Raw genomic sequence first — 23,217 nt, 5'->3', positions numbered from 1 at the left:
GACCCTCCGCCGCCCCGCGGCCCCGCATCAATTCCCCCGCGCCTGCTCGCGGTTGCCGCGCCGCCGCAACCAATACCCGAAGCCCCAAAACACGCCCACGCCGATCACGCCGATCAACACCCACCACACGAACCCCTCGAGTACCCCGAGGAAGATGAGCGCCGCACCGATGAAGTAGGGCAGGATGGACACCGCTGCCGTCCACACGAACGGCCATAACCGGACGGAGGGCATGGTCCCGACGATGTAGCTGACGACGAACCCGGGGATGGGCAGCAGGCGCGCGAACAACAGGCCCCATACGCCGTGGCGCCGGATCCAGGCGTCCACCTGCTCGAACCGGGCCGGCGTGATGAGCGACTGAAACAGCGGTTTGCCGAGGTTTCTCGCCAGGGCGTACACCACGAACGAACTGAGCACCGCGCCCGCCCAGCCGTACAGGACGCCCCACCACGCGCCGTACATCTTCATGTACAGCACCAACAGGGCGTCGGAGGGCATCGGCGTGATGCTGACCAACGCCATGAAGAGGATGCTCAGTACGATGCCGATGGCGCCCCAGGACCGGATGGTGTCCGAAAGGGCGTCGTGCCGGTCGAGGTACAGGTACACCCCGACCCCGATGACCGAGACGGCGAACAGGATGAAAGTCCACGAAGTTGGTTTGAAGCGGCTGCCTTCGAGCATCAGAGGACGTCCTTTCCGTGCAATCGCGCGGCCCGCACGCGCTCCAGCCCTGCGAGCGCGGCCTCCACCACGGCGTCGGCCGCGCCGGGGCGCGCCAACTGCCGACACCGCTCTTTCATCCGTCTCACCTCACCGGGAAAATCGGGGCGGTTCAGGGCCGACCGCAACGCTTCGACATTGCGCACGGCCAGGCCGGCACCCATCGCCTGCAGGAATTTCGCGTTGTCCGCCTCCTGGCCGGGCAGAGGCTTGTAAAAGATCATCGGGCATCCGCTCGCCAGGCACTCACTGACGGTGACGCCGCCCGCCTTCACGAAGGCCAGCGTGGCGTGCTGCAGCCACGGCGCCACGCTCTCGATGAATCCCACGGCCATCACCCGGGGTTCCCCGCGCGCCGCCACCCACCGCTGCATCCGTTCGTTGCGGCCGCACAACACCACCAGCCGGTGGTCCGGCATGGCGGTCAGCACCGTGTCCATGACGCTGGACAGATCGGGAAACAGCCCCCGCCCGCCAGTCATGAAAAGAACGTACGGCCCCTGCCCGGCCTCCGCCGGCCGCGGCTGCGGATGTTGAAACTGGCGACGAACCGGGATCCCCGACGGAATGACGCGGACGGAACCCGCGAACCGGGACGCGCCTTCCGCCAATGCCTCGTGCGCGACAAAATAGGCGTCCGCGGCGCGGTGAAACCAGTGGCCGTGCACGCTGAAATCGGTCAGGACGACGCCGAGCCACGGCCCCGCGGCGGCCGCGGAGACCATGGCCGGACCGTGATCGGGAAACAGTTGCAAGACGACATCGGGCCGGTACTCGGCGAGCATCCTGCGGTACGCCCGGCGGGAGAACAGGGCCAAAGCCGCCCACAGGGGCGACCGCGGGCCCCAATGCTGCGTCCAGTCGTAACTCCATCCGTACAGCCAAGGGGCGGTGCGAGTGATGGTGTGGTACATCCACTCGTTGAAGCCGGCCAGCGCCCGGTTGGTCTGCTGAAACGCGTCCAGCTCGTACACGTCCGCCCCGCGAGCCAGGCAGGCCTCCCGAAGGGCATTGGCGACCTGCCGGTGGCCGTCGCCGAACCCGGCCGACATCAACATCACCCTCGTCATCCCATCCTCCTCCCGCGCTTCCTCTCTCAGTGTACGGAAATGCGAACTGGCCGCGCAACCAGCCCCGCCGGGGCATTCATCCGTTCACGCCGTGCGCCGCCACGTAGCCGAGGCAGATCACGACCACCACCAGGGCCACGACCGCCGTCCCCCATACCGGCGTCGTGGCAATCACGCCGATGAAGATGAGCGCCAGCGCCAGGATAGCGAGCCCCGCTCCCCAGCGCAGGCCGGGACGGATCGGCACGCCCGCGCGGCCACTGCGCAGGTACGCCCACGCGAGCGTGATCCAGACGAGGATCACGGAATATCCCGGGATGGTCATCAAGTAGTCGAACGTGTGCCCCTTGGCGAAAAACGCGACAATCACGCCGACGTACAGGAACACGGTGCTCGTGAGCAAGGCCCGCACCGGCACGTTGCGGGACGACAGGTGTGCGAACCACCGCGGCGCCTGCCCGCGCAGGGCCTGGTTGTACAGCATCCGCGAGGCGGCATACATGCCGCTGTTGGTCGCCGACAGGACGGCCGTCAGCATGACGAAGTTCATGAGATCCGGCACGTACGGGACGCCGACCGACTGGAACACCGCGACGAACGGGCTGTCCCCCTTGCCCAACTGGTTCCACGGCACCAGGCTCACGATGACGAGGATGGGCAGGACGTAGAACAGGAGGATTCGGACGATGACACCGCGCGCCGCGCGCGGGATGGTCCGCTCGGGGTCTTCCGTCTCGCCGAGCGTCATGCCAATCATCTCCGTCCCGCCGAACGAGAACATCACCACCAGGAGAGACGCCAGAAAACCGTGCCAGCCGTGCGGGAACCACCCGCCCTGGTCGGTCAGGTGATGAAAACCGGGCCCCGGATGGCCGCCGAAACCGGTGAACAAGAGGATGAGGCCGAAGATGACGAACAGGGCCAGCACCGCGATCTTGATGAACGCCAGCCAATACTCCGTCTCCCCGTACACGCGCACCTGAAACAGGTTGATGACGGTCATCGCCACCGAGACGATGAGAGCGAGCAGCCAGATGGGCACGCTGCTGAACCAGTACGACAAGAACCCGGCCGCCGCGGCGGTCTCGGCAGCCATCACCAACACCCAGTCGAGCCAATACATCCAGCCGACAAAGTGCCCCATGAACGGCCCGAGCACCGGCGACACCAGGTCGCGAAACGTCCGCGCGTCGCGCCGGCGCGCCGCCATCTCGCCGAGGCCCTGCATCACCATCAGCAGGATGACCCCGCCGAGGAGATAGGCGAAGACCGCTCCCGGCCCGGTCTGGCTGATGGAGGTGTCCGATCCCCGGAACAGCCCCGCCCCGATGGCCCCGCCGAGGGCCATCATGATGACGTGGCGGGGTTTCAACTGCCGCTCCAACTCCTGCCCCGGTCGGGCCGGGGGATGCTTCCGTGCGTCCTCCATCGTCACCAACCCCACACGCTGCCGGCCACGTTGACCACCAGCTCCAGCTTGCGCCACTGCTCATCCTCGCTGAGCAGGTTCCCTTCTTCCGTCGAGGCGAAGCCGCACTGTGGGCTGAGGCACAGTTGCTCGAGCGGCACGAAACGGGTCGCCTCGTCGATGCGGCGTTTGAGGTCGTCCGGCTTCTCCAGCTCCCCGAACTTCGAGGTCACCAGGCCGAGGACAATCTTGAGGTCCGTCCGCTCCACAAACCGCAGCGGCTCGAATCCTCCCGCCCGGTCAGTGTCGTACTCGAGGAAGAACCCGTCGATGGGCAGTTGGGTGAACAGCACCTCCGCCACCGGCTCGTACCCGCCGGATGCGATCCAGGTCGAGCGGAAGTTGCCCCGGCAGATGTGCATCGTGATGGTGAGGTCCTCCGGCCGCCCGGCCACCGCTTCCTGGATGGTGCGGGCGTAACGCTGGGCCAACACGTCCGGTTCCCAGCCCTTGGCCCGGATCTCGGCACGCTGTTCCTCCGAGCACAGGTACGCCCACGCTGTGTCATCCAGCTGCAGATACCGGCAGCCGGCCTCGTAGAACCCCCGGATGGCCTGTCGATAGGCGGCCGCGAGATCGGCGAAGAACTCGTCCGGGTCCGGATACACCGCCGGATCGATTTGACCCCGAAAATGGAGCATGCTCGGGCTCGGAATGGTCATCTTCGCCGTGTTGTCGCCGGCCACCGACTGGAGATAGCGAAAGTGTGCCAGCATCGGGTGACCGGTGAAGCCGAGCTTGCCAGTGACGCGGATGCCGCGCGCCTTCGTCTGCACCTGCTGAAATTGGATTCCGTGATCCGCCTCATACGCCTCGACGCCGTCGAGGTGTTCGAGAAAGTCGAAATGCCACCAGGCACGCCGAAACTCTCCGTCCGTCACCGCCCGCAGACCGATGTCCCGCTGCTGGCGCACGACGCGCCGGATCTCCTCGTCTTCAACGCGGGCCAACTCCTCCGCCGGAAGGCGCCCGGCCTCCCGTGCCCGGCGAGCCTCCTTCAGGCGGGCGGGGCGCAACAGACTGCCCACGTGGTCGGCCCGGAACGGGGGTCTGTCCCCAAACTGTCCCATGTGCTGTCCTCCTCTGAACTCATCTCGCTCCTTACCTCAACGCCTATTATACCGTCATTCCCGGACCGCGCGGCCGCATGGCTGTGCCGACACCCATTTTTCACTTGACTTCCGCCGCCATCCGTGCCGCCTCGTCCCATCGGAGAATACCCTGTGGCCACATCATCCGCGATGGAAGCAGGGAGTGCTCGATGCGCGTGTGGGTCTTTACGTTTGAGTACGGACCGTCCATCATCGGCGGGCTGGGTGTGGTGGCAACGCGTTTGTCCCAGGCGTTGGCCGATCTCGGACATGAAGTCACCGTCTTCGCGCGCGCCGGGGGCCAGCCCGGGATCACCCACGACGCGGGCTTGACAGTCATCCGCCTGCCCGCGCGGGCGCCGTTTTACCTTCGGCGGCGCCGCCGTTACAAGATCCATCCGGTCGCAGACCTCGCCGCCGAGCTCGGTCTCAGCCGCCCGGATGTGATCCACGTGCACAGCGTCCCGTTTACCAACGTCGCTCTGCACCTGGGCCGTGTGCACGGCGCACCGGTCTTCTACACCTGCCACTCGCTCGTCCGGGAAGAACCGAAAAGCCCCCTGCGCAACTTGGTCATGCGCCAACAGGAGCGGCTGTTGACGGAGTGCGATTGCGTGATCGTACCGAGTGGGTGGCAGTGGCGCACACTGGAAAGCGCGTATCCCGCCTGCGCCGGCCGGGTGCGGGTGATTGCCAACGGCGTCGACCTCCCGGAAGGGATCCGGCTGGCCACGGCCGCCATGGACGCCGAGCGGGCGCGGCGAGACAGACTGCGATTGTTGTTTGTGGGCCGGTTGGTGGCAGGAAAAGGTGTCCAGAGTCTGCTGAAGGCGGTGGCCATCCTCCGGCGGCGCGGTTTGCCCGTGCAACTGGATGTCGTGGGCCGGGGATCGCAGGCCTACACGAAACACCTGCGGGAAACGGCACGGCGGCTGGGCGTGGCGAAACGGGTACGCTGGCTCGGGTTCCGGGAACCGTCCGCCATGCCGCAAGTGTACCTGGCCCACGATGTGGTCGTGGTGCCGAGCCGGCAGGAATCCTTCGGATTGGTGGCGCTGGAAGCGATGGCTTGGGGTGTGCCGCTGGTCTCGACGCGTTCCGGAGGATTGGCGGACTTTGTCGACCCCCAGGTGGCGGAGGTGATCCCGCGCACCACCGGATTGGCGGTGGCGAATGCCGTCCAACGGATTGTCCGTCAACCTGGGGCGGCCCTGTCCTACGTGGAGGAAGCGCGTCGTCGCGCGGAGGACTACACTTGGCACCGTGTGGCGAAGCGGTATGCGGCTCTGTTCGCCAAATTCTGTCCGCGGACGAATTTGGGATAGGTCCTGCGGGTGCCGTTTGCCCCTTTCCTCTTGGAATGTCAGAATAGAATGTGAGGTTTCAGCGATCTCTGGCATTTCCAGGGTAGCCAATTCGAAAGGGGCAAGGGACCGATGGACCGGGTGAGCGTCATCGGGGCCGGCGTCATGGGGCACGGGATTGCCCAATTGTACGCCATGGCCGGTTTTCGCGTCGGACTGTACGACGTGGATGCATCTGTGCTGGCGAATGCCGTCCAACGAATGGAAGCGAGTTTGCGCGACATGGCGGACGTCGGTGGGTTGACGGCAGAGGACGCCACCGCGGCGTTGGCGCGGGTGGAGACGACCACCGACCTGCGGGAAGCCGTGGCAGGGAGCTGCTGGGTGACGGAAGCCATCCCGGAAGTGCTCCCGCTCAAGCACGACCTGTACGCCCAATTGGAGGAAAAGGTGGCGAAGTCGTGCGTGATCGCGTCCAATACGTCCACGCTGCCGCTGGCCGAGCTCACGGCCCGCGCCAAGCATCCAGAGCGGTTCGTGATCACCCACTTCTTCAACCCTGCGCAGCTTGTCCCGTTGGTGGAGATTGTCCGCGGCCCACAGACGCGGGAGGACGTGGTGCAAGAAGCCGTCGCGATGCTCCGTCGCCTGGGCAAGGCGCCCGTGGTCCTGAAGAAGGACGTCCCCGGATTCATCGCGAACCGGCTGCAGGCAGCCCTGGTCCGGGAGGCATTCCACCTCTTGGCCGAGGGCGTGGCGGATGCGGAAGACATTGACCGGGCCCTGAGCGAAGGACCGGGGTTCCGTTGGGCGTTCATCGGCGCCCTGGCCACCCCGGATTTTGGAGGCCTCGACACCTGGCAACGGGTGTGCGCCAACCTGTTCCCGGTGCTGTCGAACGCCGTGGAACCGCCGGCTTGGTTGGCCGAGAAGGTGGTGGACGGGATGCTCGGCGCCAAAACCGGATCGGGCATTTTCTCATACGCACCAGGGGAATTGGAGGAACGCCTCCGTGCGCGCGACGCGGCGTTCCTGCAGTTGTTGGGCATCAAGCGCGGAAACGCCCTGCCCCCGGCGGGGAACAGCGCGAGGTGACCAGCGGGGACGGGCGGCCGCACAAGCCGGACGTCCCCCGCCCTGCTTGCACCCGTTGTGCCCATGCGGCAGTTGCACCCACCCCCGGGCAGCATGTCCCGGGGGTGGCCGTGGTCTGACGGGTCACGTTGTGAATGTTCCGGGTGGCCGGGTAGCCAGAGCCGCCGGCGTCAAGCGCGGTGTTCTGCCTGCACCATCCGCCGGCCACGCCATTGCCGCCACAACAGGACCGACAGGGCGGCGACAATCAGCAGCGCCTGGGGCAACGCGCTCTGCCAAGACGGATACAGCGCCAACACGTCCACGCTGGGCAGCCACGGCGTCACCGTGGAGGGCAGGACGCCGGCGAGTTGCAGACTGTGGATGCCCATGCCGGTGAACTTCACGCACAGGTAGAAGACTATCAAGCTCGACACCAGGAAGAACGGCCGCAGCGGGAGTTTCATGCCGAGCCCCAGCATGAGGACGGCGATCACCGCCAGCACGGCGAGTCCGATGGCCAACCCGAGAATCAGCTGGTGCAGGCTGATCTGATTCACCATTCCGATGATGAACAGTACCGTCTCGGTGCCCTCGCGGAACACCGCCAAGAACGACAAGAAAGCCAGCGACAACATGCGTCCCGTTCCGAGGGCCTGTGCGGTCTGCGTCCGGATGTACTGGTTCCAGTCGGCAATCTGGGACTTCCCGTGCAGCCAATAGCTCATGTACAGCAGCATCGCCGCCGCAATGACCCCTGTCCACCCGGCGATGAGAAAGTTGTTCTGCCCGAACGCGCCGGAAGAAAAGACGAACTTGACGAGAATCGCCAACACCACGCTGACGCCGAGCCCGGTCCCGACACCGGCCCAGACCCACGCCCGGCCGCGGCGCGAACCCGACTTCTTCACGAACGCGAGCAGTGCGGCCACCACGAGGAGGGCTTCGAGACCTTCGCGGATCGGGATCATCGCCGCATCCCACACCGTGTACCCTGCCTGTGCGGCCAGAGGTGACAGATAGCCAATCATGGTGTCCAACAGCGTGATCGCACCGTGCGTGTCAGGCGGTGTGGCGGCCAGCATCGCGTTGACCGTCACCATGTCGCGCTCCGCGTTGTTGTAGACCGTGCTGGACTTGGCGACGACCTGCCCTTCGACGCTGAGCCACACCTGGCGGACCTGCGCGATGTCCGTCAAGGCCTGAGACACGTTCCCGCCGGCCGCTGCCGCCTTGGTCTGCTGCAGCAGGACGATGAACTGGTCGAGCGTGACGTCCTTCGGAATCACGGTCTGATCCGCGCCATACCGGCCCGCCGCAAACGCTTCGCACGCCTGGTCGAGCTTCTGGAGCGCCGTGACGGCCGCCTTCTGGTCGTGTTGCATCAGGGCGTATTCCACCTCGCCCATGGCGCCCTCGATGTCCGCGTACGCTTTGCCGGACTCCTGTTTCACGCCATCCTCAATCTGGAACCAGCGCTGATGGAATCCGTCATACTGCCGTTGGGCCTCGTCCAGACGGTTGGCCTGGGCCGCCTGCAACGCTTGCTCCACCTGTTGAGCAGCCGCATCCACATTGTGTTCCGCCTGCGTGTCGGCCAGGACGGGCTGGTTCAGAACGGGCTGGGCGAGCCCAAGCCAAAGCCCGACGGCCACCAGCAGGCGCATCATCCGGTTTGCCACCGGTCCCCCTCCTTCCCGCTCCGCCGGGTGAACCCCGGATGCGGGTTGCGTCGCGAAACCAGGTCTGGGATGTCCCCTCGCCATGGCCCGATTCACAACACGATTCTAAGGGATAATAATTGACTTCACAAGTCATGTTTTGAATTCGTATTGTGACGGATTTCAAAACGGAAATGATGAGAATTAGTCTAATCTAACATAGTGTTTCGCATGATGTTTCGCCGGTCTCCGGCGTTCGGCCTCTCACCGGCTTTTCATCAACAGTTCGATGGCTTCCCGAATCCCCTTGTCCGCGCAGCCGCCCCCCGACAGTTCGTCGCGGATGCACTGCTCCATATTCTCTCCGACCACGTACAGGATCACCCGGTCCACAGCCGCCCGAATGGCCGACAACTGTGTGACCACCTCTTTGCACGACTTGCCCTGCTCCATCATCTGAAGCACGCCACGCACCTGGCCCTCAATGCGGCGCAGCCGATGTTTCACCGGATCCGTGTATTCCATGAGACGTACCCCCTGTCGGTCCTCATTATACCCCCCTCCGTACAAAAGCGAACCCCGTCACCCTGTCGCGGTTTACGCTGACGCATATGGTATTCTATAGCCGTGTTCCCCCACCCCGCAGGCGGATGGAAAACGCACGACGGATGCGTGCGGTCGCATGAGGGGGATTGGGGGCAGCATCCACGATGAAAGAGGGTTCCCCAGTGTCTGGACAGACTGCGACGATTCGAAAGGGGATCTGGATTGAAGGGATCTCCGTTCTGTGGATGGCCCTGGAGGCAGGCGTGGCCATCGCCAGCGGACTCCTCGCCCGCTCCTTGGCATTGGTGGCGTTCGGGGCGGACAGCGTCATCGAATTGGCGGCCGGCCTGATCCTGCTGTGGCGGCTCTCGATAGAAGCCAAAGGTGCCCACCAGGCACGGGTGGAACGGGCGGAGAAGACCGCGTCGTGGGGCGTGGGCACCGCGCTGCTGTTGTTGGCGGTGTACATCGTGATCGCGTCGCTCCACAAACTGTGGACCCACGAAGGGGCGGAAGCGAGTCCCCTCGGCGTGGCCTTGGCCATCGCGTCGGGAGTCCTGATGCCCTTCCTGTCCCGGGCGAAAATACGGATTGGGCGCGAGATCGGCAGCCAGGCGCTGCGTGCGGATGGCGCCTGCAGCATCGTCTGCGCCTACATGGCGTGGACGGTGCTGGCCGGTGTCGCCCTCACGGCCCTGTTCGGTTGGTGGTGGGCCGACGCCGTAGCGGCGCTCGCCCTGGTGTACTTCGTGGCGAAGGAAGGCTGGGAGGCCATCGAAGAGGCGCGGGGGAAGCCGGACGCTTGCGGATGCGGCGGGTGCCACGATTGACGTGTCCGGATGGTGTACCCTGCTATTCTGGCTTTTCCATCCGGCGGCGAACGATGAGGCTCTGGTCATCAACCAGGGCCTTTTTCTTTTGTCCCCCTTTGTGCCTGATGAATCCACAACGAAGTTGTCCAAAATTCGGACAATAGGCTGGAGCACAGTGCGAATTAGGGCTTCGTCCATACCGTGCGCTTCTGCAGGGCATATCACTGTCTCAGGGAGAGCGGCAATCAGGAGATTGGGACGCCAATGCATTCGAAGCGAGGGGTCGAGATGAATGAGGTGGAACAGGTCTTCGGTGTCGTGTATGAGCCGGATGGATCGGGCAGCGAGGGCACTCATTCCCATGAGATTTTCTTGGTTACGTGGGATGGTCGAGTCCTTCATACGCACGGGTTCTCGGGTATCACGTCGTTTGACGTGGGGCATCGGCATGGATACGCCGGGGTGACCGAGCCCGCTCCCAGCGGCATACCACATACTCATGCATATTCCACCGAAACGACGTTCAACGATGGACACCGCCATTTCCTCAGCGGCCGTACGGGACCTGCCATACCACTCCCCGGTGGGGGCCACTACCATGTTTTTGCCGGAGTTACCACCGTGAATGGGAGAATCCCACACCGTCACTCGTACAGCGGTCGAACCGGGAATGAAATGCCGGTATGACACCCTCCGACGTGCGTTCGCAAGGAACGATGGCATGCACGTTCAGCCATACGACAGGTGTGGATGAATCCGTTGCCCATCACCGCTTCGGTCATGCTGACCAAGCACGCTTTCTCCCCCTTTCGCACAGGGGGAGAAAGCGTACCTTGTACGGTCGGACAACTCCGGCATCGGCCGTGGAGACCGTGTGAGACCCCGGTGCAGGGGCAGCCGAGGCATTCCACCGGCGGGTTACAGCGGATCACAGCAGTGCCCGTTCAATCGCAGCGTGGTTACGGCGGATGGAGGACGTCATCTCCTGAATCGCGTCGGTGAGGCGTCTCACCACGTCCGGATGCACATCCGCGGCTCCGCTGTCGGTCCACGTCACCTGTTGTTCAAGGGCAAAGACGCCCTTGAGGCACTCGCTCGCCCCGAGCACGGACAGGACGGGTTTCAACGCGTACTCCATGGCCAACAGGTGCGCCATCGTTCCTGCAATGGTGACGGGCAGCACCACCTTGCCGGACAGAATCTTCTCCGGAAGCAAGTCCAGGTAAGTTTTCAGCAGCCCTGTGTAAGCGGCTTTGTAGACGGGAGTCCCCACCACGACCCCTGCCGACTTCTCCAACCGCTCACAGGTGGCCAGGATGGCCGGGCTTTTCGTCCGGGCGTACACAAGGTCTTCCGCGGGCAGATCGCGGACATTCACCCAGGTGACATCGTATCCCTCCTGCACGAGCTGCGTTTCCACGATCCGCAACAGCCCGGAAAGCCTGGATGTGGCGGACGGGCTGCCGGCAATAATGGTCACATGCCCCATTCCAATCCCCTTCTTTTGCGCAGATTCCCATCGCCATCCGGAGTCCCCCGACGATGGCGCAGGCGCACACGTTCAGTCAAGCCGACTCGATCCGAAAGGCGCACCGTTCATCGTGTGGCCGGTACACCATAGTGATCGCGCAGGGTCACCCCGGTGTATTCGGTGCGAAACAACCCCCGCCGTTGCAGCTCTGGAATGACCAGGTTCACAAAATCGTTCAGCCCCTCCTCCATGAGCTGCGGCATGACGTTGAACCCGTCGGCCGCCCCGGTGACGAACCACTCCTCCATAAAGTCCGCCACCTGTTTGGCCGTCCCCGCGAAAGTGAGATGTCCCCGGCCACCTGCCAGACGCAACAACAATTGGCGGACGGTCAACTGTTCCCGTTGCGCCAGATCCACAATCAACTGCGTCCGGCTCCGATGACCTTCAATCTGCTCCGCCGGCGGCAGGGGCGGCAACGGGGCGTCCAGGGGATAATCCGTCAGATCCACCCCAATCCGGTTGGACAGCAGAAGCAGGCTGTGGCGGGGATCGGACAACCCGTGAAGCTGGGCCTCCTTCTCCTTGGCCTCCTCCTCCGTCCTCCCGATGATGGGGCAGATCCCCGGCAGGATCAGCACGTGATCCGGGTTTCGCCCGAGCCTCTCCGCCCTCGTCTTGAAATCGGCATAGAATGCGCGCGCCTCTTCCACGGTCTGCTGCGCCGTGAACACCGCCTCGGCGAAAGCCGCCGCAAACGCCTTTCCATCTTCCGAGGACCCGGCCTGAACCAGCACCGGATGTCCCTGCGGCAGGGGAGGAACGTTGAGCGGACCGCGCACACGGTAGTACCGTCCATGATGATTCAGTTCATGAACCTTTTCCGGATCCGCGAACACCCCTCTCTCCTTGTCCAAGACGAGTGCGTCCCGGTCCCAACTGCCCCAAAGTTTCAGGGCCACCTCCACAAACTCCCGAGCGCGTTCGTAGCGTTCGGCGTGGCTCGAAATTTTTTCGAACCCGAAATTCTGCGCTTCCTGGTCCGTCCCCGACGTGACAATGTTCCAACCCGCTCGCCCCCGGCTGATGTGGTCGAGGGAAGCCAGGCGGCGGGCCAGGTTGAACGGATCGTTGAAACTGGTGGAAACAGTCCCAATCAACCCGATGCGGCTGGTGCTCACCGCGAGCGCAGACAGAAGCGTCAACGGTTCAAATCCTGAAACCGTCCCCGATTGCACTGCACGGGGAGAGGTGGAGACGCGGTCCGCCAAGAACACGGCATCCATCTTGGCTTCCTCGGCCACCTGCGCCAGGTGTTGATAGTATCGAATGTCGGTGAGCCGCTCCGGCCGGGCGCTGGGATGGCGCCAGGCCGCCTCGTGATGGCCCATGCCGTTGATAAACAGGTTCAGGTGCAGCATGCGATGGTTTGCACCCATGGATTTCACCCCCGTATGAACGTTTCGATCCCCAAGCCGATCCCGCACGGCCGACCATCGAATGCAACGCGCATTCGTTTGCTTGCTCAACCTCCATAGCTGTCCCGCCACCGCAACAGGCGGCGCTCCAGCCACCGTACGAGAGAGTCGGACAGTTTCCCCACCGCGGCGAAGATGAGGAGGCCGACAAACACGACCGAGGTCTGCGAGAATTGGGAAGCATTTTCTATCAAGTAGCCAACCCCGGCACTCGAACCCATCAATTCGGCCACCACGAGCCCGAGCCAGGAAACCCCCAACGAAAGCCGCAGTCCGAGCAAGATGTTCGGAAGCGCAGCGGGCAACATCAGCCGGGTCACCAGATGGAGGCGATTGAATTCCAGGATGCGGGCGACCTCAAACAACTTGGCGTCCACGTTGCGAATTCCCGTGAAGGTGTTGACATACAGCGGGAAGAACGCGCCCAGCGCAATCAGGAGCACCTTGGACCATTCGCCGAGGCCAAACCAAAGAATGAACAGCGGCGTGATGGCCAGATGAGGGATGGTGCGGACCATCTGGATGGTCGGATCCGTAAAGCCCTCAAAGTGTTTGGAAAGTCCGGCGGCCATTCCAAATGCAAAACCGAGCGTTCCTCCCAGCAAGAAGCCAAAGAGCGCGCGGAGCAGACTGATTTCGATGTCATGCACCAACTCCCCGGTGGACACCAGATCAGCCAGCGCCCGTACAATGTTGACCGGAGACGGAAGCAGCGTTTCCGGCGCCCAGCCCAGCGAGCTGGCCACTTGCCAAAGCGCCAGAACCACCAGGGGAAGCGACGCCCCTTGAAGCAGCTTGCCGCCTCTGCCTGCGAAGGCCCTTTGAAACCGTGGATGCGACAACCGGGTCACCGCCCGGTCAGATGCCGCGTTGCGGGACATGCCAACGGCTGGATAGACGGCGTCCTGATTGGACGGATTCATTCGCCGCATCCCTCCTAGGTTCCGCTGCTTTGGTTGACCTTGTTGATGAAAGAGTTGTCCACCACCGCCGACACGTCGATCCGGCGATTGAGTTCGCCCAGCCGGTAGAGAAAGTCCGCCGTGCTCTGCTGGCTGGCCACCACGTCCGGCGTGACGGGTGCACTGACCGACTCACTGTTCAAAATCACGGTCCGGATGACCGACTTGTCAATCTTCCTGGCCTTGTAATACTCCTCCACCGCTTCGTCGAGATGCTGCTTCTGCCAGTTCAGCGCCTGCTGGTACACCTGCAGGAAGAGCACCACCAAATCCGGATGTTGTTTGGCAAACTGCGTCCGCACGATGGTGAACCCGGGAACCAGCACCCCAAGGGACTTGGCGTTCGCGAGGACCCGCGCGCCATGTTGCTGGGTTTCCAGCGTGATGAACGGATCCCAGATAGCCCACGCATCCACCGCACCCGATTCAAAAGCGGGTTGCGCCTCATTCGGTTGCAGCGGGACAATCTGTACGTCCGACGGCTTGAGCCCCGCCTTGTCCAGGGCGGTGTACAACAGGCTGTACGCCGCGCTGCCTTTGGCCACTGCGATTTTCTTGCCCTTCAACTCCTGCAGGGTTTGCACGTGGCTACCTTTGGGCACGATGATGGCGTCCCCGTACCGCCCGGTCCCGGTGATGCCAATCTCTTTGAAATCCACCCCGGCCGCCTGCCCCACAATCACAGGCGCATTCCCCACCTGACCAAAATCGAGCCGGTTGGACGCAATCGCTTGAAAGTAGGGAGGGCCGCTTTGAAATTCGATCCAGTTCACCTTGGCACCGACCTTGGCAAAGGCCTGTTCGTACCATCCCTTCTCCCTGGCCAGCCACAGCGGTCCGATGCTCTGTTGCACGCCGATGTTCACCGTGATGGTCTGCCCCGGCGCCGACGTGCCATTCGCAGCCGCATTGGCCTGATTTCCTCCGCTCCCGCAGCCGGCCAACAGCCCAAGCAAAGTGGAAGAGACAGACAACCAAGCCACCAGTCTTCGAATCATCCGCCCGTTGAACACTTCTGTGCGGCACCTCCTTCCAGAATGCGCGGTCATCCATGTCCCGTCTCACGATCCGGTCATTCTGCCGCGGTCCACACTCCTTGGTCGCTCAAGGCGCGCAGAATCTGGTTGCGGATCTCCTGAAACGCCCCGTCCACCCGCTGCCGCGGGTAGGGCAGGTCCACCGGGATCACCGCCTGGATGGCGGCCGGTTTCGGTGTCATGATGACGATCCGGTTCGCCAGCACCACGGCCTCGTCGACGTCGTGCGTCACGAGAATCATCGTGATCTTTTTCCGCATCCAGACCTCCAGCAGCGCCGTTTGCAAGTGCGCGCGCGTGAACGGATCCAGGGCACCGAACGGTTCGTCCAGCAACAGCACCTTGGGGTCGCGCAGCAGCGCCCGGGCAATGGCGACCCTTTGCGACATCCCGCCGGAAAGTCGCTTCGGATACGCCCTTTCGAAGCCTTTCAGGCGCACCAGCTCGGTCAGCTGGTCCACCTTCGCGCGGATCTGCGGATCTCTCAACGACAGGTTTGCGGCGATGTTTTGTTCCACTGTCATCCACGGGAACAGCCGGTGTTCCTGAAAGACGAATCCTTGCTGGACACCGGGGCGGACCACCTTTTGACCGTCTATCCACACGCTTCCCCGGTATTCCGTGTCCAGGCCCGCCAGGATCTTCAACAGCGTGCTCTTCCCGCAACCGCTCGGCCCGATGATGGTGACAAATTCACCCGGGTGAATCTGCAGCTGAATGGGACGCAGCACCTGAACCTCGCCGTGCTCCGAGTGAAAAGATTTGTGCTCCAGTTCGACGGTGACCGCGGACATGATCCACCCCCTCCCAAACGCTTGTGCCCCGCACGCCAACACACCCCTGCGGCACCAGTCGCTTCACCTGCGCCTCATCTTTCACCGACTACAGAGACGTCCCGCCATCAGACGCTTCACCGGGCTGTCACCTCCTCTTCAGCCGCCTCCATACAAAAAGGCCCTCCATCCCCGGGTTGGGGAGAGAGGACCTCCAGTGGTCTGGTCGGTGGATATCCAATTGGTCGTTCATCAACCCTTCTTGCGTCCGGAACCCGCGCGCGCCGCCGGGTTCGCATGGCCGGACGGCTTCGGAAGTTCCAGCCGGATGCGTTCGCGGCGTTCAATCTGCACGATTTGACCGTCATGGACGGTGATTTCCACCGTGCCGTACCGCATGCCGCTCAGGCTCTCCGCGATGCGTTCTTTCCAGACCTCGTCGAATTCATTCCCCATCGCTTCGTCTGCCACCCCCGCGACCGATCTGAAAAGTTCCGAAGACGACTGCACTCCCGCCTTCTCCTTGCAAACACAGACCGTTCATGGACGACACGGCATAATGCTTAGTAAACAAATAGACAATAAATGAATTGATGTCGCAAGTATAGGGGGTTTTCTGCCTGTTGTCAACAGTTCGCCCACCCGAAAGCCGCTGAACGCAAGGGCCCTTGATCTATCCCTTCGTGCTCGGGGATCCGATGTCGTTCCGATATTCCCACCAGGACAACGAACAGCGGGAATTTCTCCTTCACGACGGCCCACCACCTCTCTGACCCTCGGTCGCTTCGAATTGCATGCCCAGACGTATGATAATATGAATTTTGGGATGTTTCGATATGTGGCACTCCTGCAGTATCGTGCTTATGGGATAGGTCATGGATCGTGTGAGCCCTGTGCGGAGGGTGATGATGATGCAGGTCGCAAGGGCAGGTCTATGCGTACTGGTATCCATTGTCATCCTGTCAGGATGTGCAACGGGTACGACCGCCATTGCACCAGGCGAACCACAAAACAAGAACAAGACGGCGACACCGAAAAACGTCACTTCACCCCTGTCACCGGCTTCTGACATCTCTTTCGGCTGGCGCTATTTGGACCTCACATCGGCTTTTGGCCCCAATTCACAAATCGTGGGTCTGAAACCACAAGATTCAGTGCTGACGGTGATTGCTGCGCAAACGGTGCAGTCTGACGGCTTGATGAACGATGTGTACGCTGCGGCCCCCCTTCATTTGAGCACGTGGGCATTTACCTCGCAAAGCCATCCGGCAGAAGCACCTGTTGGCTACTCCGGACAGTGGAGCCTCAAATTTGGCCCAATGAACGGGCATCGTCCCGTGACCGTCACGCTCATTCACGATGGCCAGGCCGTCTTCTCTCTCCCGCCTTCGATTCCGGGGTATGCATCCGAGGTCAACCCGCCCCCCGGAGACCCCGGTTCATTTGACAATCGTATTCTCGGTGAAAGCGGTCCGTGGCTTTGGTTGGCCATGAAGGGCCCCGGGGATCCGCCGCTGCCAGAACTCGTGTGGGGTTACCGGGTATGGGACCGCATTGTTGCCATCAACACCGATACGCGTCAGACGTTCGTGTACTCCATTCCGCCATCGACATCGTCGGTGGACACCTGGGGTGTGACACCAGCTTTCGCAGAACAAAATGGAGTGGTCTATATCGGGACGGGATCGTGGCTTGGCGTGTTTCCTGCCAAGCCATCGGCAACCTTCAAAACACAGGTTGTCCAGCCGGAACCGGCGAGCGTGGAGAAACAGGACGAGAAGGATATGCTGAAGGCACTTCAGCAAGTGGTGGAAACCGGAGCGGACAGTGTTGCATTGCTGTGGAATGAGTACATCATGCGAGGAAAAACGAACATTCCTTGGAATTCATGGATTTTAAGTCCGCTGTGGTACGTCCACGGGACGTTGCCGCATGACATTGCTTGGGCTGTGAACTTCCCCCTCGAGGAAAACAGCGAGGCATTTCAACAGCGGGCAAAACTCTTGGCCGACCTGGAGACCCTTTTGAAGAATCCGTTGCCATACGCGTATGTGGCCTATACCAGTGCGCCGGACCTTCGCAAGCACTTTCACGCTCAGCCGCCGGCCCCACTCCCCGGTTACTCCGTCGAGCAGGGATATTACGTCAAGAACCATAAGTAAGAGAGGGTGACTTCTTGCCTCGAGTATTCATCTTCAATTCATGTACGTTGTGGATTCCATTCGAAGGAGTGATTCCCCATCATTCGAAAGCATGGGATCATTTTGGGGACTGTATTGCTGTTCCTGCTTGGAGTATGTGGCTATCAAGTGGTTAGCGTATGGGTTTATCAACAAGAAACGGCCAAGTCCAGCCTTCCAAAGCCGTACATATTACCGAATGACGACTTCGATCAGAAGACGATGAATGCCATCAGAGCAGCCATCGACCACTTCCAGGTAGCCACGACTCCTCACAATCATGAAGTGTACATCGTCACCGGTGGACTGGGTGAAGCGAATCCGCAGCTTGACGGATTTGATTCGGACGGAAACATGACCTTCCGTATGCGAACAGAGAACAATGCCACCATCGACATTCGGGAAACACCCGTTTCACCGGCGAGATGGCAAATGCAACATCAGGGCACAGGGATCATGGTTGCGGAAGATCCCAGCGGACCCGTCGCGGGCTTCTCACCCGTTCCATGGGTCCACAAAACCACCACAGACGGATTTGATTATTACGAGTGGGATGAGTTCCCCACAACGAAAGTGTACTACTTCCAAAAAGATAAGACCTATATCATCCTGACGGTGAACTACATCGGACAATTCGAATTCCCGGAGGGCATCATCCATCACCTGGAATCCATCGGAAACCCTCTCAGTTAATCGTGGGAATTTACGCCCCGGCATCTCGCCGGGGCGGAAGATGATTTTGGACCACAGGAGGCTACTTCTTGTCCCCATCCTCTCTGATCAGCTGCGCGCAGCACTCCACGTGGCTCGTCTGCGGAAACATGTCCACCGGCTGCACCTCGGCCACGTGGTAGCCGCCGTCGCACAGCACGCGCAGATCCCGCGCGAGAGTCGCCGGGTTGCATGAAACGTACACCACCCGCCGTGGCCGGGCCTCGAGGACCGCGTCCAGCACGCGCCGATCGCAGCCGCGCCGCGGCGGATCCAGCAACACCACGTCGAAGCGCCGGCCCTCCGCCGTCCAGCGAGGCAGCACCCGCTCCACCTGGCCGGTGACAAACGACGCGTTGTCGATCCCGTTGTGCGCCGCGTTCACCCGCGCGTCGGCGACGGCCGCCGCCACCGCCTCAATCCCCGCCACCTGCCGCACCCGTCGCGCGAACATCAGCGCCAACGTGCCCGTCCCGCAATAGCCGTCGAGCACCCGGTCCCCCGGCCGCACCTCCGCATACGCGAGCGCCGTCTCATACAGGCGGCGGGCCTGCAGCGTGTTGACCTGGAAGAACGACCGCGGCGAGATGAGAAACTCCAGATCGCCGATGCGCTCCGTCAGGTGATGATCCCCCGCCAACACGTCCACGGTGCGTCCCCACACCAGACCGTGCCGGTTGGGTTGCACCGTGCGAGCCACGCTGACGACCGGCGGGATGGCCAAGACGCGCTGGGCCACCTCCTCGAGCGGCACATCCTCCGCCTCGGCCGCGAACACCACCATCTGCGCCCCCGTCGTGAATGACTGCCGGACAATCAGGTGATGCACCCGGGCCGCGCGAGCCCCGAGAGAACTGGTCAGCTCGTCCGCCACCGCACGGATGGTCCGCTCCATTTCCACGGGCTCCAGGTGACAGCCCGGGACCGGGACCAGCGCATGGCTTCCCGGGGCGAAGAAGGCTGGAGTGAGGGAGCGGGTCGCGGGATCGAACGAGAGCGGCACCTGCACCTGGTTGCGGTAGCGCCAAGGCGCCGCCATGCCGAGGGTGGGATGGACCGTCACGCCTTCCATCCGCGCGATCCGCCGAAGGGCCTGCACCACCACCTCGCGCTTGTGCGCAAGCTGCGCATCGTACGCCAGGTGCTGCAGCTGGCACCCGCCGCAGATCCCAAAAGCGGCGCACGGCGGCGCGACACGCGCCTGCGCGTCACCCCGCCGCAATACGATCCGGCCGCGCGCGAACCGCCGCTCGACCGCGGTGATCTCGATGTCCGCCTGCTCCCCCGGCAGCAGGCCTGGCACAAACACCGTCAGCCCACCGACGGAGGCCACGCCGTCGCCGTCGTCGTTGAGGCGCACCGCCTCCACCGCATATCGATCCCCCGGCCGCACGGGCATTCCGGCCCCAGCACCGCCGGCTGGCCCAGCGGCAGCTTCGCATGGCGGCCCGCCGGCCGGCCCGGCCCCGTGGCCGGGGCCGACGTCCATTCCGCGTCCGGTCACTTGCCGATGCGCTCCAGGATCATCTTGTTGACCACCGCCGGGTTGGCCTTGCCCTTGGTCGCCTTCATCGTCTGACCGACCAGGGCGCCGAGCGCCTTCTCCTTGCCGTTCAGGTAGTCCTGCACCGACTTTGGGTTATTGGCAATCACCTCGTCGATGATGGCCGCCAACGCTCCCTCGTCGCTGATCTGCTCAAACCCGTGCTCGCGGATCACCGTCGGCGCGTCCTTGCCCGTCTCGCACATGATCTTGAACACGTCGCGCGCCTGCTTGATGGAGATGGTGCCCTTGTTCACCTCGGCGATGAGGCCTGCCAACTGCGCCGGGGACACCGGCGCCTCCTGGATGCTCAGGCCCTGGGCGTTGACGTACCCGAGCACGTCCGTCATCACCCAGTTGCTCGCCGCCTTCGGGTCCGCGCCCGCGGCGACCACCGCCTCAAAGTACGTCGCGACCCCGATGTCGCTGGTCAGCACCCCCGCGTCATACGCGGGCAGGTTGAACTCGCGCTCGTATCGATCCCGCTTCTGCAACGGCAGCTCCGGCAAACTGTCGCGCACCCGGGCCAGCCACGCGTCGTCCACCTGCAAACGCACCAGATCCGGCTCCGGGAAATAGCGGTAGTCGTGCGCCTCCTCCTTGGTGCGCATGGACACCGTCGTCTGCGTCGCCTCGTCGAACCGGCGTGTCTCCTGCTCCACGCTGCCGCCGCTCGACAGCACCTCCGTCTGCCGCTGCACCTCGTACTCCAGCGCCTTCTGCACGAACCGGAAGGAGTTGATGTTTTTGAGCTCCGTCTTCTCGCCGAACTTCGTCTCTCCCACCGGCCGCAGGGAGATGTTCGCGTCGCAGCGCAGCGACCCCTCCTCCATGCGGCAGTCGGAGACGTCGCAGTACTGCATGATGGAGCGGATGGCTTCCAGATACAGCCGCGCCTCCTCCGGCGAGCGGATGTCCGGCTTGGACACAATCTCAATCAACGGCACACCCGTGCGGTTGTAGTCGACCAACGAGTGCGACCCATCCGGCGCGTGCATCGACTTGCCCGCATCCTCCTCCAGGTGCACGCGGATGATGCCGATGCGTTTGCGCTCTCCGTTCACGTCGATTTCGACCCACCCGTCCTCGCCGATGGGTTGATCATACTGGGAGATCTGGTACCCTTTCGGCAGGTCCGGATAGAAATAGTTCTTGCGGTCGAACTTGCAGTCCTGGTTGATGCGGCAGTTGAGCGCCAGCGCCGCTTTGAGGGCCAGCTCCACCGCCTCGCGGTTGAGCACCGGCAGGGTGCCGGGGTGGCCCAGGCACACCGGGCAGACATTGGTGTTCGGCGGGGCGCCGAACTGGGTGGAACAGCCGCAGAAGATCTTTGTCTTCGTCTTCAGCTCCACGTGCACTTCCAGGCCGATGACCGTCTCAAACTGCGTCGTCATTGCTCCACCCCCGGCAGCGGCATCTCGAATCCGCGCAGCTGCTCATACGCGTGCGCGGCCGCGAGCAACGTCTTCTCGTCAAACGCCCGGCCGACCAACTGCAGCCCCACCGGCAGCCCGGCCTCGGTCAGGCCGCAGGGCACGCTGATGCCCGGCAATCCGGCCAGGTTGGCGGGGATGGTGTAGATGTCGTTGAGGTACATCTGCAGCGGATCGTCCACCTTCTCGCCGAGCCGGAAAGCCGGCGTCGGCGCGGTCGGCGTGGCAATCACGTCGCAGGTCTCGAACGCCTTCTGGTAGTCCTCCCGGATCAGCGTGCGCATCTTCTGCGCGCGCAGGTAATAAGCGTCGTAATACCCGGATGACAGGGCGTAGGTGCCAATCATGATGCGCCGCTTGACCTCGATGCCGAACCCTTCGCTGCGCGTGCGCTCGTACATGTCGATGAGCGAGTCGCCGGACACGCGCTTGCCGTAGCGGACGCCGTCGTAGCGGGCCAGGTTGGAGGAAGCCTCCGCCGGCGCGATGAGGTAGTAGGTCGCCACCGCGTAGTGCATGTGCGGCAGGCTCACCTCCACCACCTCGGCCCCCGCCCCCTCCAGGGTGGCGATGGCCGCCTCGACCAGGCGCCCCACCTCCGGATCGAGCCCTTCCTGGCTCAGGTCGCGGACGACGCCAATCCGCAGGCCCTTCACCCCGCGATCCAGGCCGCTGACGAAGTCGTCCACCGGCTCCGGGGCGGACGTGGAGTCGAGGGGATCGTGCCCGCTGATGGCCTGGAGCACGTACGCCGCGTCCTCCGCGGTGCGCGTGAAGGGGCCAATCTGGTCCAGCGACGAGGCAAACGCAATCAGCCCGTAACGGGAGACGCGCCCGTAGGTCGGTTTGAGCCCGACGACGCCGCAGAAAGATGCCGGTTGCCTGATGGATCCGCCGGTATCCGAACCCAGCGCGTACGGCACCATCCCGGCGGCCACCGCCGCGGCCGATCCGCCGCTGGAGCCGCCCGGCACGCACGCGGGATTGTACGGGTTGCGCGTCTTCTTGTAGGCGGAGTTCTCGGTGGACGATCCCATCGCGAACTCGTCCAGGTTCGTCTTCCCCACGAGCACCCCGCCGGCCTGGCGGAGTTTGTCCGCCACGGTGGCCGAATACGGCGGCACGTATCCCTCGAGGATGCGGCTGGCGGCCGTAGTTGGGATGCCTTCGGTGCACAGGTTGTCCTTCAGGGCGTAGGGGATGCCAAACAACGGGTGGTTCGGCGTCTCGCCGTCGAGACGGCGGGCCGCCTCCAACGCACCCGCCTCATCCACGTGCAGGAACGCGCCGATGCGCTCGTCCAACGCCCGGATGCGGGCGAGCGACGCCTCCGCCCACTCGGACGGCTTGCTCTCCCGCCGGCGCAGGGACTCCATGATCTGTTTGACGGTATGTACGGCCATGGTCAACCCTCCAGTACGGCCGGCACGCGCACCTGCTCGCCGTCGGTGTCCGGTGCATTCGCCAGTGCGCGCTCGCGCGGCAGGCTGGGCCGGGGTTCATCTTCGCGCAGCACGTTCACCAGTGCGAACGGGTGGCTGGTGGGCGGGACGTCGGCGAGATCGACCGCCTGCAGCTCGTCCGCGTAGCCGATGATGTCGCTCAACTGCGGCGCGAGCCGGGCCGCCTCTTCCTCACTGACCGCCAGGCGCGCCAATTTCGCCACATGGCGGACGGTGTCGGCTGAAATTTTCACGAGGTTCCCTCCTCACAGCGAAACGCCGGACGCTCGTCCACCGCGTGGGTGCACGGCCCGGCAGGATGTCACAGGCAGGGCATTCGTTGGGGATTATAGCACATCGAGAGGCCGCGCCGCACGACGGGCTTTGGGGGCACCGGCGGCATGGACCGCCGCGCCGGAGTGCCCCGCACAGGTC

The 23,217-nt window shown here is 63.5% G+C and carries 22 protein-coding genes; 6 read left to right on the top strand and 16 right to left on the bottom strand.

The genetic code is table 11. From position 1 onward, the window contains the following. Positions 1 to 27 precede the first annotated feature (27 nt). The 4 genes from BM357_RS10625 to BM357_RS10610 form a co-directional block, all read right to left on the bottom strand. Positions 28 to 687: a TVP38/TMEM64 family protein gene (locus tag BM357_RS10625; RefSeq protein ID WP_083430405.1), complete on the bottom strand. Its 660-nt coding sequence runs from the start codon at positions 685 to 687 to the stop codon at positions 28 to 30. Continuing rightward, positions 687 to 1,796, bottom strand: a complete 1,110-nt coding sequence (locus tag BM357_RS10620) for an MGDG synthase family glycosyltransferase (RefSeq protein WP_074952792.1) — start codon at positions 1,794 to 1,796, stop codon at positions 687 to 689. The genes BM357_RS10625 and BM357_RS10620 overlap by 1 nt, the downstream gene beginning before the upstream one ends. A 76-nt stretch (positions 1,797 to 1,872) precedes the next feature. Then, positions 1,873 to 3,225 (bottom strand): amino acid permease, encoded by a 1,353-nt coding sequence (locus BM357_RS10615; RefSeq protein ID WP_074952904.1) that lies wholly within the window; start codon positions 3,223 to 3,225, stop codon positions 1,873 to 1,875. Between the two features lie 2 nt (positions 3,226 to 3,227). After that, the gene (locus BM357_RS10610) at positions 3,228 to 4,334 is read right to left on the bottom strand and encodes a 5-methyltetrahydropteroyltriglutamate--homocysteine S-methyltransferase (RefSeq protein WP_074952789.1); all 1,107 of its coding nucleotides are present in this window, start codon (positions 4,332 to 4,334) and stop codon (positions 3,228 to 3,230) included. A 191-nt stretch (positions 4,335 to 4,525) separates the two neighbouring features. Here BM357_RS10610 and BM357_RS10605 point away from each other — a divergent pair, with 191 nt between their 5' ends. Both BM357_RS10605 and BM357_RS10600 read left to right on the top strand, forming a co-directional pair. Beyond that, positions 4,526 to 5,680: a glycosyltransferase family 4 protein gene (locus BM357_RS10605; RefSeq protein ID WP_074952786.1), complete on the top strand. Its 1,155-nt coding sequence runs from the start codon at positions 4,526 to 4,528 to the stop codon at positions 5,678 to 5,680. A gap of 111 nt (positions 5,681 to 5,791) precedes the next feature. Continuing rightward, entirely contained in the window at positions 5,792 to 6,754 is a 963-nt protein-coding gene (locus BM357_RS10600) for a 3-hydroxyacyl-CoA dehydrogenase family protein (RefSeq protein ID WP_074952783.1), read from the top strand. Between the two features lie 170 nt (positions 6,755 to 6,924). On the opposite strand, the gene BM357_RS10595 is transcribed toward BM357_RS10600, so the two are convergent. Together BM357_RS10595 and BM357_RS10590 are read right to left on the bottom strand one after the other, a co-directional pair. Then, positions 6,925 to 8,415: an FTR1 family iron permease gene (locus BM357_RS10595; RefSeq protein ID WP_245783942.1), complete on the bottom strand. Its 1,491-nt coding sequence runs from the start codon at positions 8,413 to 8,415 to the stop codon at positions 6,925 to 6,927. 243 nt (positions 8,416 to 8,658) lie between these two features. Continuing rightward, positions 8,659 to 8,919, bottom strand: a complete 261-nt coding sequence (locus BM357_RS10590) for a metal-sensitive transcriptional regulator (RefSeq protein ID WP_074952780.1) — start codon at positions 8,917 to 8,919, stop codon at positions 8,659 to 8,661. A 203-nt stretch (positions 8,920 to 9,122) separates the two neighbouring features. On the opposite strand from BM357_RS10590, the gene BM357_RS10585 reads away from it, so the two are divergent. Together BM357_RS10585 and BM357_RS10580 are read left to right on the top strand one after the other, a co-directional pair. Further along, positions 9,123 to 9,770, top strand: coding sequence for a cation efflux transmembrane domain-containing protein (locus tag BM357_RS10585; RefSeq protein WP_245783941.1), 648 nt, complete (start codon positions 9,123 to 9,125; stop codon positions 9,768 to 9,770). Between the two features lie 246 nt (positions 9,771 to 10,016). After that, positions 10,017 to 10,439 (top strand): YmaF family protein, encoded by a 423-nt coding sequence (locus BM357_RS10580; RefSeq protein ID WP_342741616.1) that lies wholly within the window; start codon positions 10,017 to 10,019, stop codon positions 10,437 to 10,439. A gap of 241 nt (positions 10,440 to 10,680) precedes the next feature. Here BM357_RS10580 and ssuE read toward each other — a convergent pair whose 3' ends face one another. The 6 genes from ssuE to BM357_RS10550 all read right to left on the bottom strand — a co-directional run bounded on the left by ssuE (position 10,681) and on the right by BM357_RS10550 (position 15,983). Continuing rightward, a complete protein-coding gene (gene ssuE / locus BM357_RS10575; RefSeq protein WP_074952774.1) occupies positions 10,681 to 11,241 on the bottom strand; it encodes an NADPH-dependent FMN reductase in 561 nt (186 codons plus the stop codon). Positions 11,242 to 11,348: 107 nt separating this feature from the next. Continuing rightward, positions 11,349 to 12,662 carry an LLM class flavin-dependent oxidoreductase gene (locus BM357_RS10570; RefSeq protein ID WP_074952771.1) on the bottom strand — a complete coding sequence of 438 codons (1,314 nt, stop codon included), beginning with the start codon at positions 12,660 to 12,662 and terminating at the stop codon, positions 11,349 to 11,351. Between the two features lie 86 nt (positions 12,663 to 12,748). Next, positions 12,749 to 13,624, bottom strand: coding sequence for an ABC transporter permease (locus BM357_RS10565; RefSeq protein ID WP_074952769.1), 876 nt, complete (start codon positions 13,622 to 13,624; stop codon positions 12,749 to 12,751). A 14-nt stretch (positions 13,625 to 13,638) separates the two neighbouring features. Next, positions 13,639 to 14,661 carry an aliphatic sulfonate ABC transporter substrate-binding protein gene (locus BM357_RS10560; RefSeq protein WP_083430416.1) on the bottom strand — a complete coding sequence of 341 codons (1,023 nt, stop codon included), beginning with the start codon at positions 14,659 to 14,661 and terminating at the stop codon, positions 13,639 to 13,641. 74 nt (positions 14,662 to 14,735) lie between these two features. Then, positions 14,736 to 15,494, bottom strand: coding sequence for an ABC transporter ATP-binding protein (locus BM357_RS10555; RefSeq protein ID WP_074952768.1), 759 nt, complete (start codon positions 15,492 to 15,494; stop codon positions 14,736 to 14,738). A gap of 231 nt (positions 15,495 to 15,725) precedes the next feature. Continuing rightward, positions 15,726 to 15,983, bottom strand: coding sequence for a YezD family protein (locus BM357_RS10550; protein WP_425426538.1), 258 nt, complete (start codon positions 15,981 to 15,983; stop codon positions 15,726 to 15,728). 398 nt (positions 15,984 to 16,381) lie between these two features. Here BM357_RS10550 and BM357_RS10545 point away from each other — a divergent pair, with 398 nt between their 5' ends. After that, on the top strand, positions 16,382 to 17,635 hold the full coding sequence (locus BM357_RS10545; protein ID WP_139234664.1) for a hypothetical protein: 1,254 nt from the start codon (positions 16,382 to 16,384) through the stop codon (positions 17,633 to 17,635). A 102-nt stretch (positions 17,636 to 17,737) separates the two neighbouring features. Beyond that, positions 17,738 to 18,346, top strand: a complete 609-nt coding sequence (locus BM357_RS10540; RefSeq protein ID WP_074952762.1) for a hypothetical protein — start codon at positions 17,738 to 17,740, stop codon at positions 18,344 to 18,346. 61 nt (positions 18,347 to 18,407) lie between these two features. On the opposite strand, the gene rlmD is transcribed toward BM357_RS10540, so the two are convergent. From rlmD to gatC, 4 genes are read right to left on the bottom strand one after another with little or no spacing between them, the layout of a single operon-like run. Beyond that, positions 18,408 to 19,868 (bottom strand): 23S rRNA (uracil(1939)-C(5))-methyltransferase RlmD, encoded by a 1,461-nt coding sequence (gene rlmD / locus BM357_RS10535; protein WP_083430403.1) that lies wholly within the window; start codon positions 19,866 to 19,868, stop codon positions 18,408 to 18,410. After that, positions 19,865 to 21,301, bottom strand: coding sequence for an Asp-tRNA(Asn)/Glu-tRNA(Gln) amidotransferase subunit GatB (gatB, locus tag BM357_RS10530; protein ID WP_074952756.1), 1,437 nt, complete (start codon positions 21,299 to 21,301; stop codon positions 19,865 to 19,867). The genes rlmD and gatB overlap by 4 nt, the downstream gene beginning before the upstream one ends. Continuing rightward, positions 21,298 to 22,743, bottom strand: coding sequence for an Asp-tRNA(Asn)/Glu-tRNA(Gln) amidotransferase subunit GatA (gene gatA, locus BM357_RS10525; RefSeq protein ID WP_074952753.1), 1,446 nt, complete (start codon positions 22,741 to 22,743; stop codon positions 21,298 to 21,300). The genes gatB and gatA overlap by 4 nt, the downstream gene beginning before the upstream one ends. Positions 22,744 to 22,745: 2 nt before the next feature. After that, positions 22,746 to 23,036: an Asp-tRNA(Asn)/Glu-tRNA(Gln) amidotransferase subunit GatC gene (gene gatC, locus BM357_RS10520; protein WP_074952748.1), complete on the bottom strand. Its 291-nt coding sequence runs from the start codon at positions 23,034 to 23,036 to the stop codon at positions 22,746 to 22,748. Between the last annotated feature and the right edge of the window lie 181 nt (positions 23,037 to 23,217).

Source organism: Paenalicyclobacillus macrosporangiidus, assembly GCF_900116805.1.
Classification (GTDB): Bacteria; Bacillota; Bacilli; order Alicyclobacillales; family Alicyclobacillaceae; genus Alicyclobacillus_H; species Alicyclobacillus_H macrosporangiidus.
Note: the sequence above shows the minus strand (reverse complement) of the source record. Positions and strands in the feature narration are given on the sequence as shown.

Bases quoted from the DNA above. Each gene is read 5' to 3' on its own strand.
- BM357_RS10625 (WP_083430405.1), bottom strand. From the start codon at position 687: ATGCTCGAAGGCAGCCGCTTCAAACCAACTTCGTGGACTTTCATCCTG.
- BM357_RS10620 (WP_074952792.1), bottom strand. From the start codon at position 1,796: ATGACGAGGGTGATGTTGATGTCGGCCGGGTTCGGCGACGGCCACCGG.
- BM357_RS10615 (WP_074952904.1), bottom strand. From the start codon at position 3,225: ATGGAGGACGCACGGAAGCATCCCCCGGCCCGACCGGGGCAGGAGTTG.
- BM357_RS10610 (WP_074952789.1), bottom strand. From the start codon at position 4,334: ATGGGACAGTTTGGGGACAGACCCCCGTTCCGGGCCGACCACGTGGGC.
- BM357_RS10605 (WP_074952786.1), top strand. From the start codon at position 4,526: ATGCGCGTGTGGGTCTTTACGTTTGAGTACGGACCGTCCATCATCGGC.
- BM357_RS10600 (WP_074952783.1), top strand. From the start codon at position 5,792: ATGGACCGGGTGAGCGTCATCGGGGCCGGCGTCATGGGGCACGGGATT.
- BM357_RS10590 (WP_074952780.1), bottom strand. From the start codon at position 8,919: ATGGAATACACGGATCCGGTGAAACATCGGCTGCGCCGCATTGAGGGC.
- BM357_RS10580 (WP_342741616.1), top strand. From the start codon at position 10,017: ATGCATTCGAAGCGAGGGGTCGAGATGAATGAGGTGGAACAGGTCTTC.
- ssuE (WP_074952774.1), bottom strand. From the start codon at position 11,241: ATGGGGCATGTGACCATTATTGCCGGCAGCCCGTCCGCCACATCCAGG.
- BM357_RS10570 (WP_074952771.1), bottom strand. From the start codon at position 12,662: ATGGGTGCAAACCATCGCATGCTGCACCTGAACCTGTTTATCAACGGC.
- BM357_RS10565 (WP_074952769.1), bottom strand. From the start codon at position 13,624: ATGAATCCGTCCAATCAGGACGCCGTCTATCCAGCCGTTGGCATGTCC.
- BM357_RS10560 (WP_083430416.1), bottom strand. From the start codon at position 14,661: ATGATTCGAAGACTGGTGGCTTGGTTGTCTGTCTCTTCCACTTTGCTT.
- BM357_RS10555 (WP_074952768.1), bottom strand. From the start codon at position 15,494: ATGTCCGCGGTCACCGTCGAACTGGAGCACAAATCTTTTCACTCGGAG.
- BM357_RS10545 (WP_139234664.1), top strand. From the start codon at position 16,382: ATGATGCAGGTCGCAAGGGCAGGTCTATGCGTACTGGTATCCATTGTC.
- gatB (WP_074952756.1), bottom strand. From the start codon at position 21,301: ATGACGACGCAGTTTGAGACGGTCATCGGCCTGGAAGTGCACGTGGAG.
- gatA (WP_074952753.1), bottom strand. From the start codon at position 22,743: ATGGCCGTACATACCGTCAAACAGATCATGGAGTCCCTGCGCCGGCGG.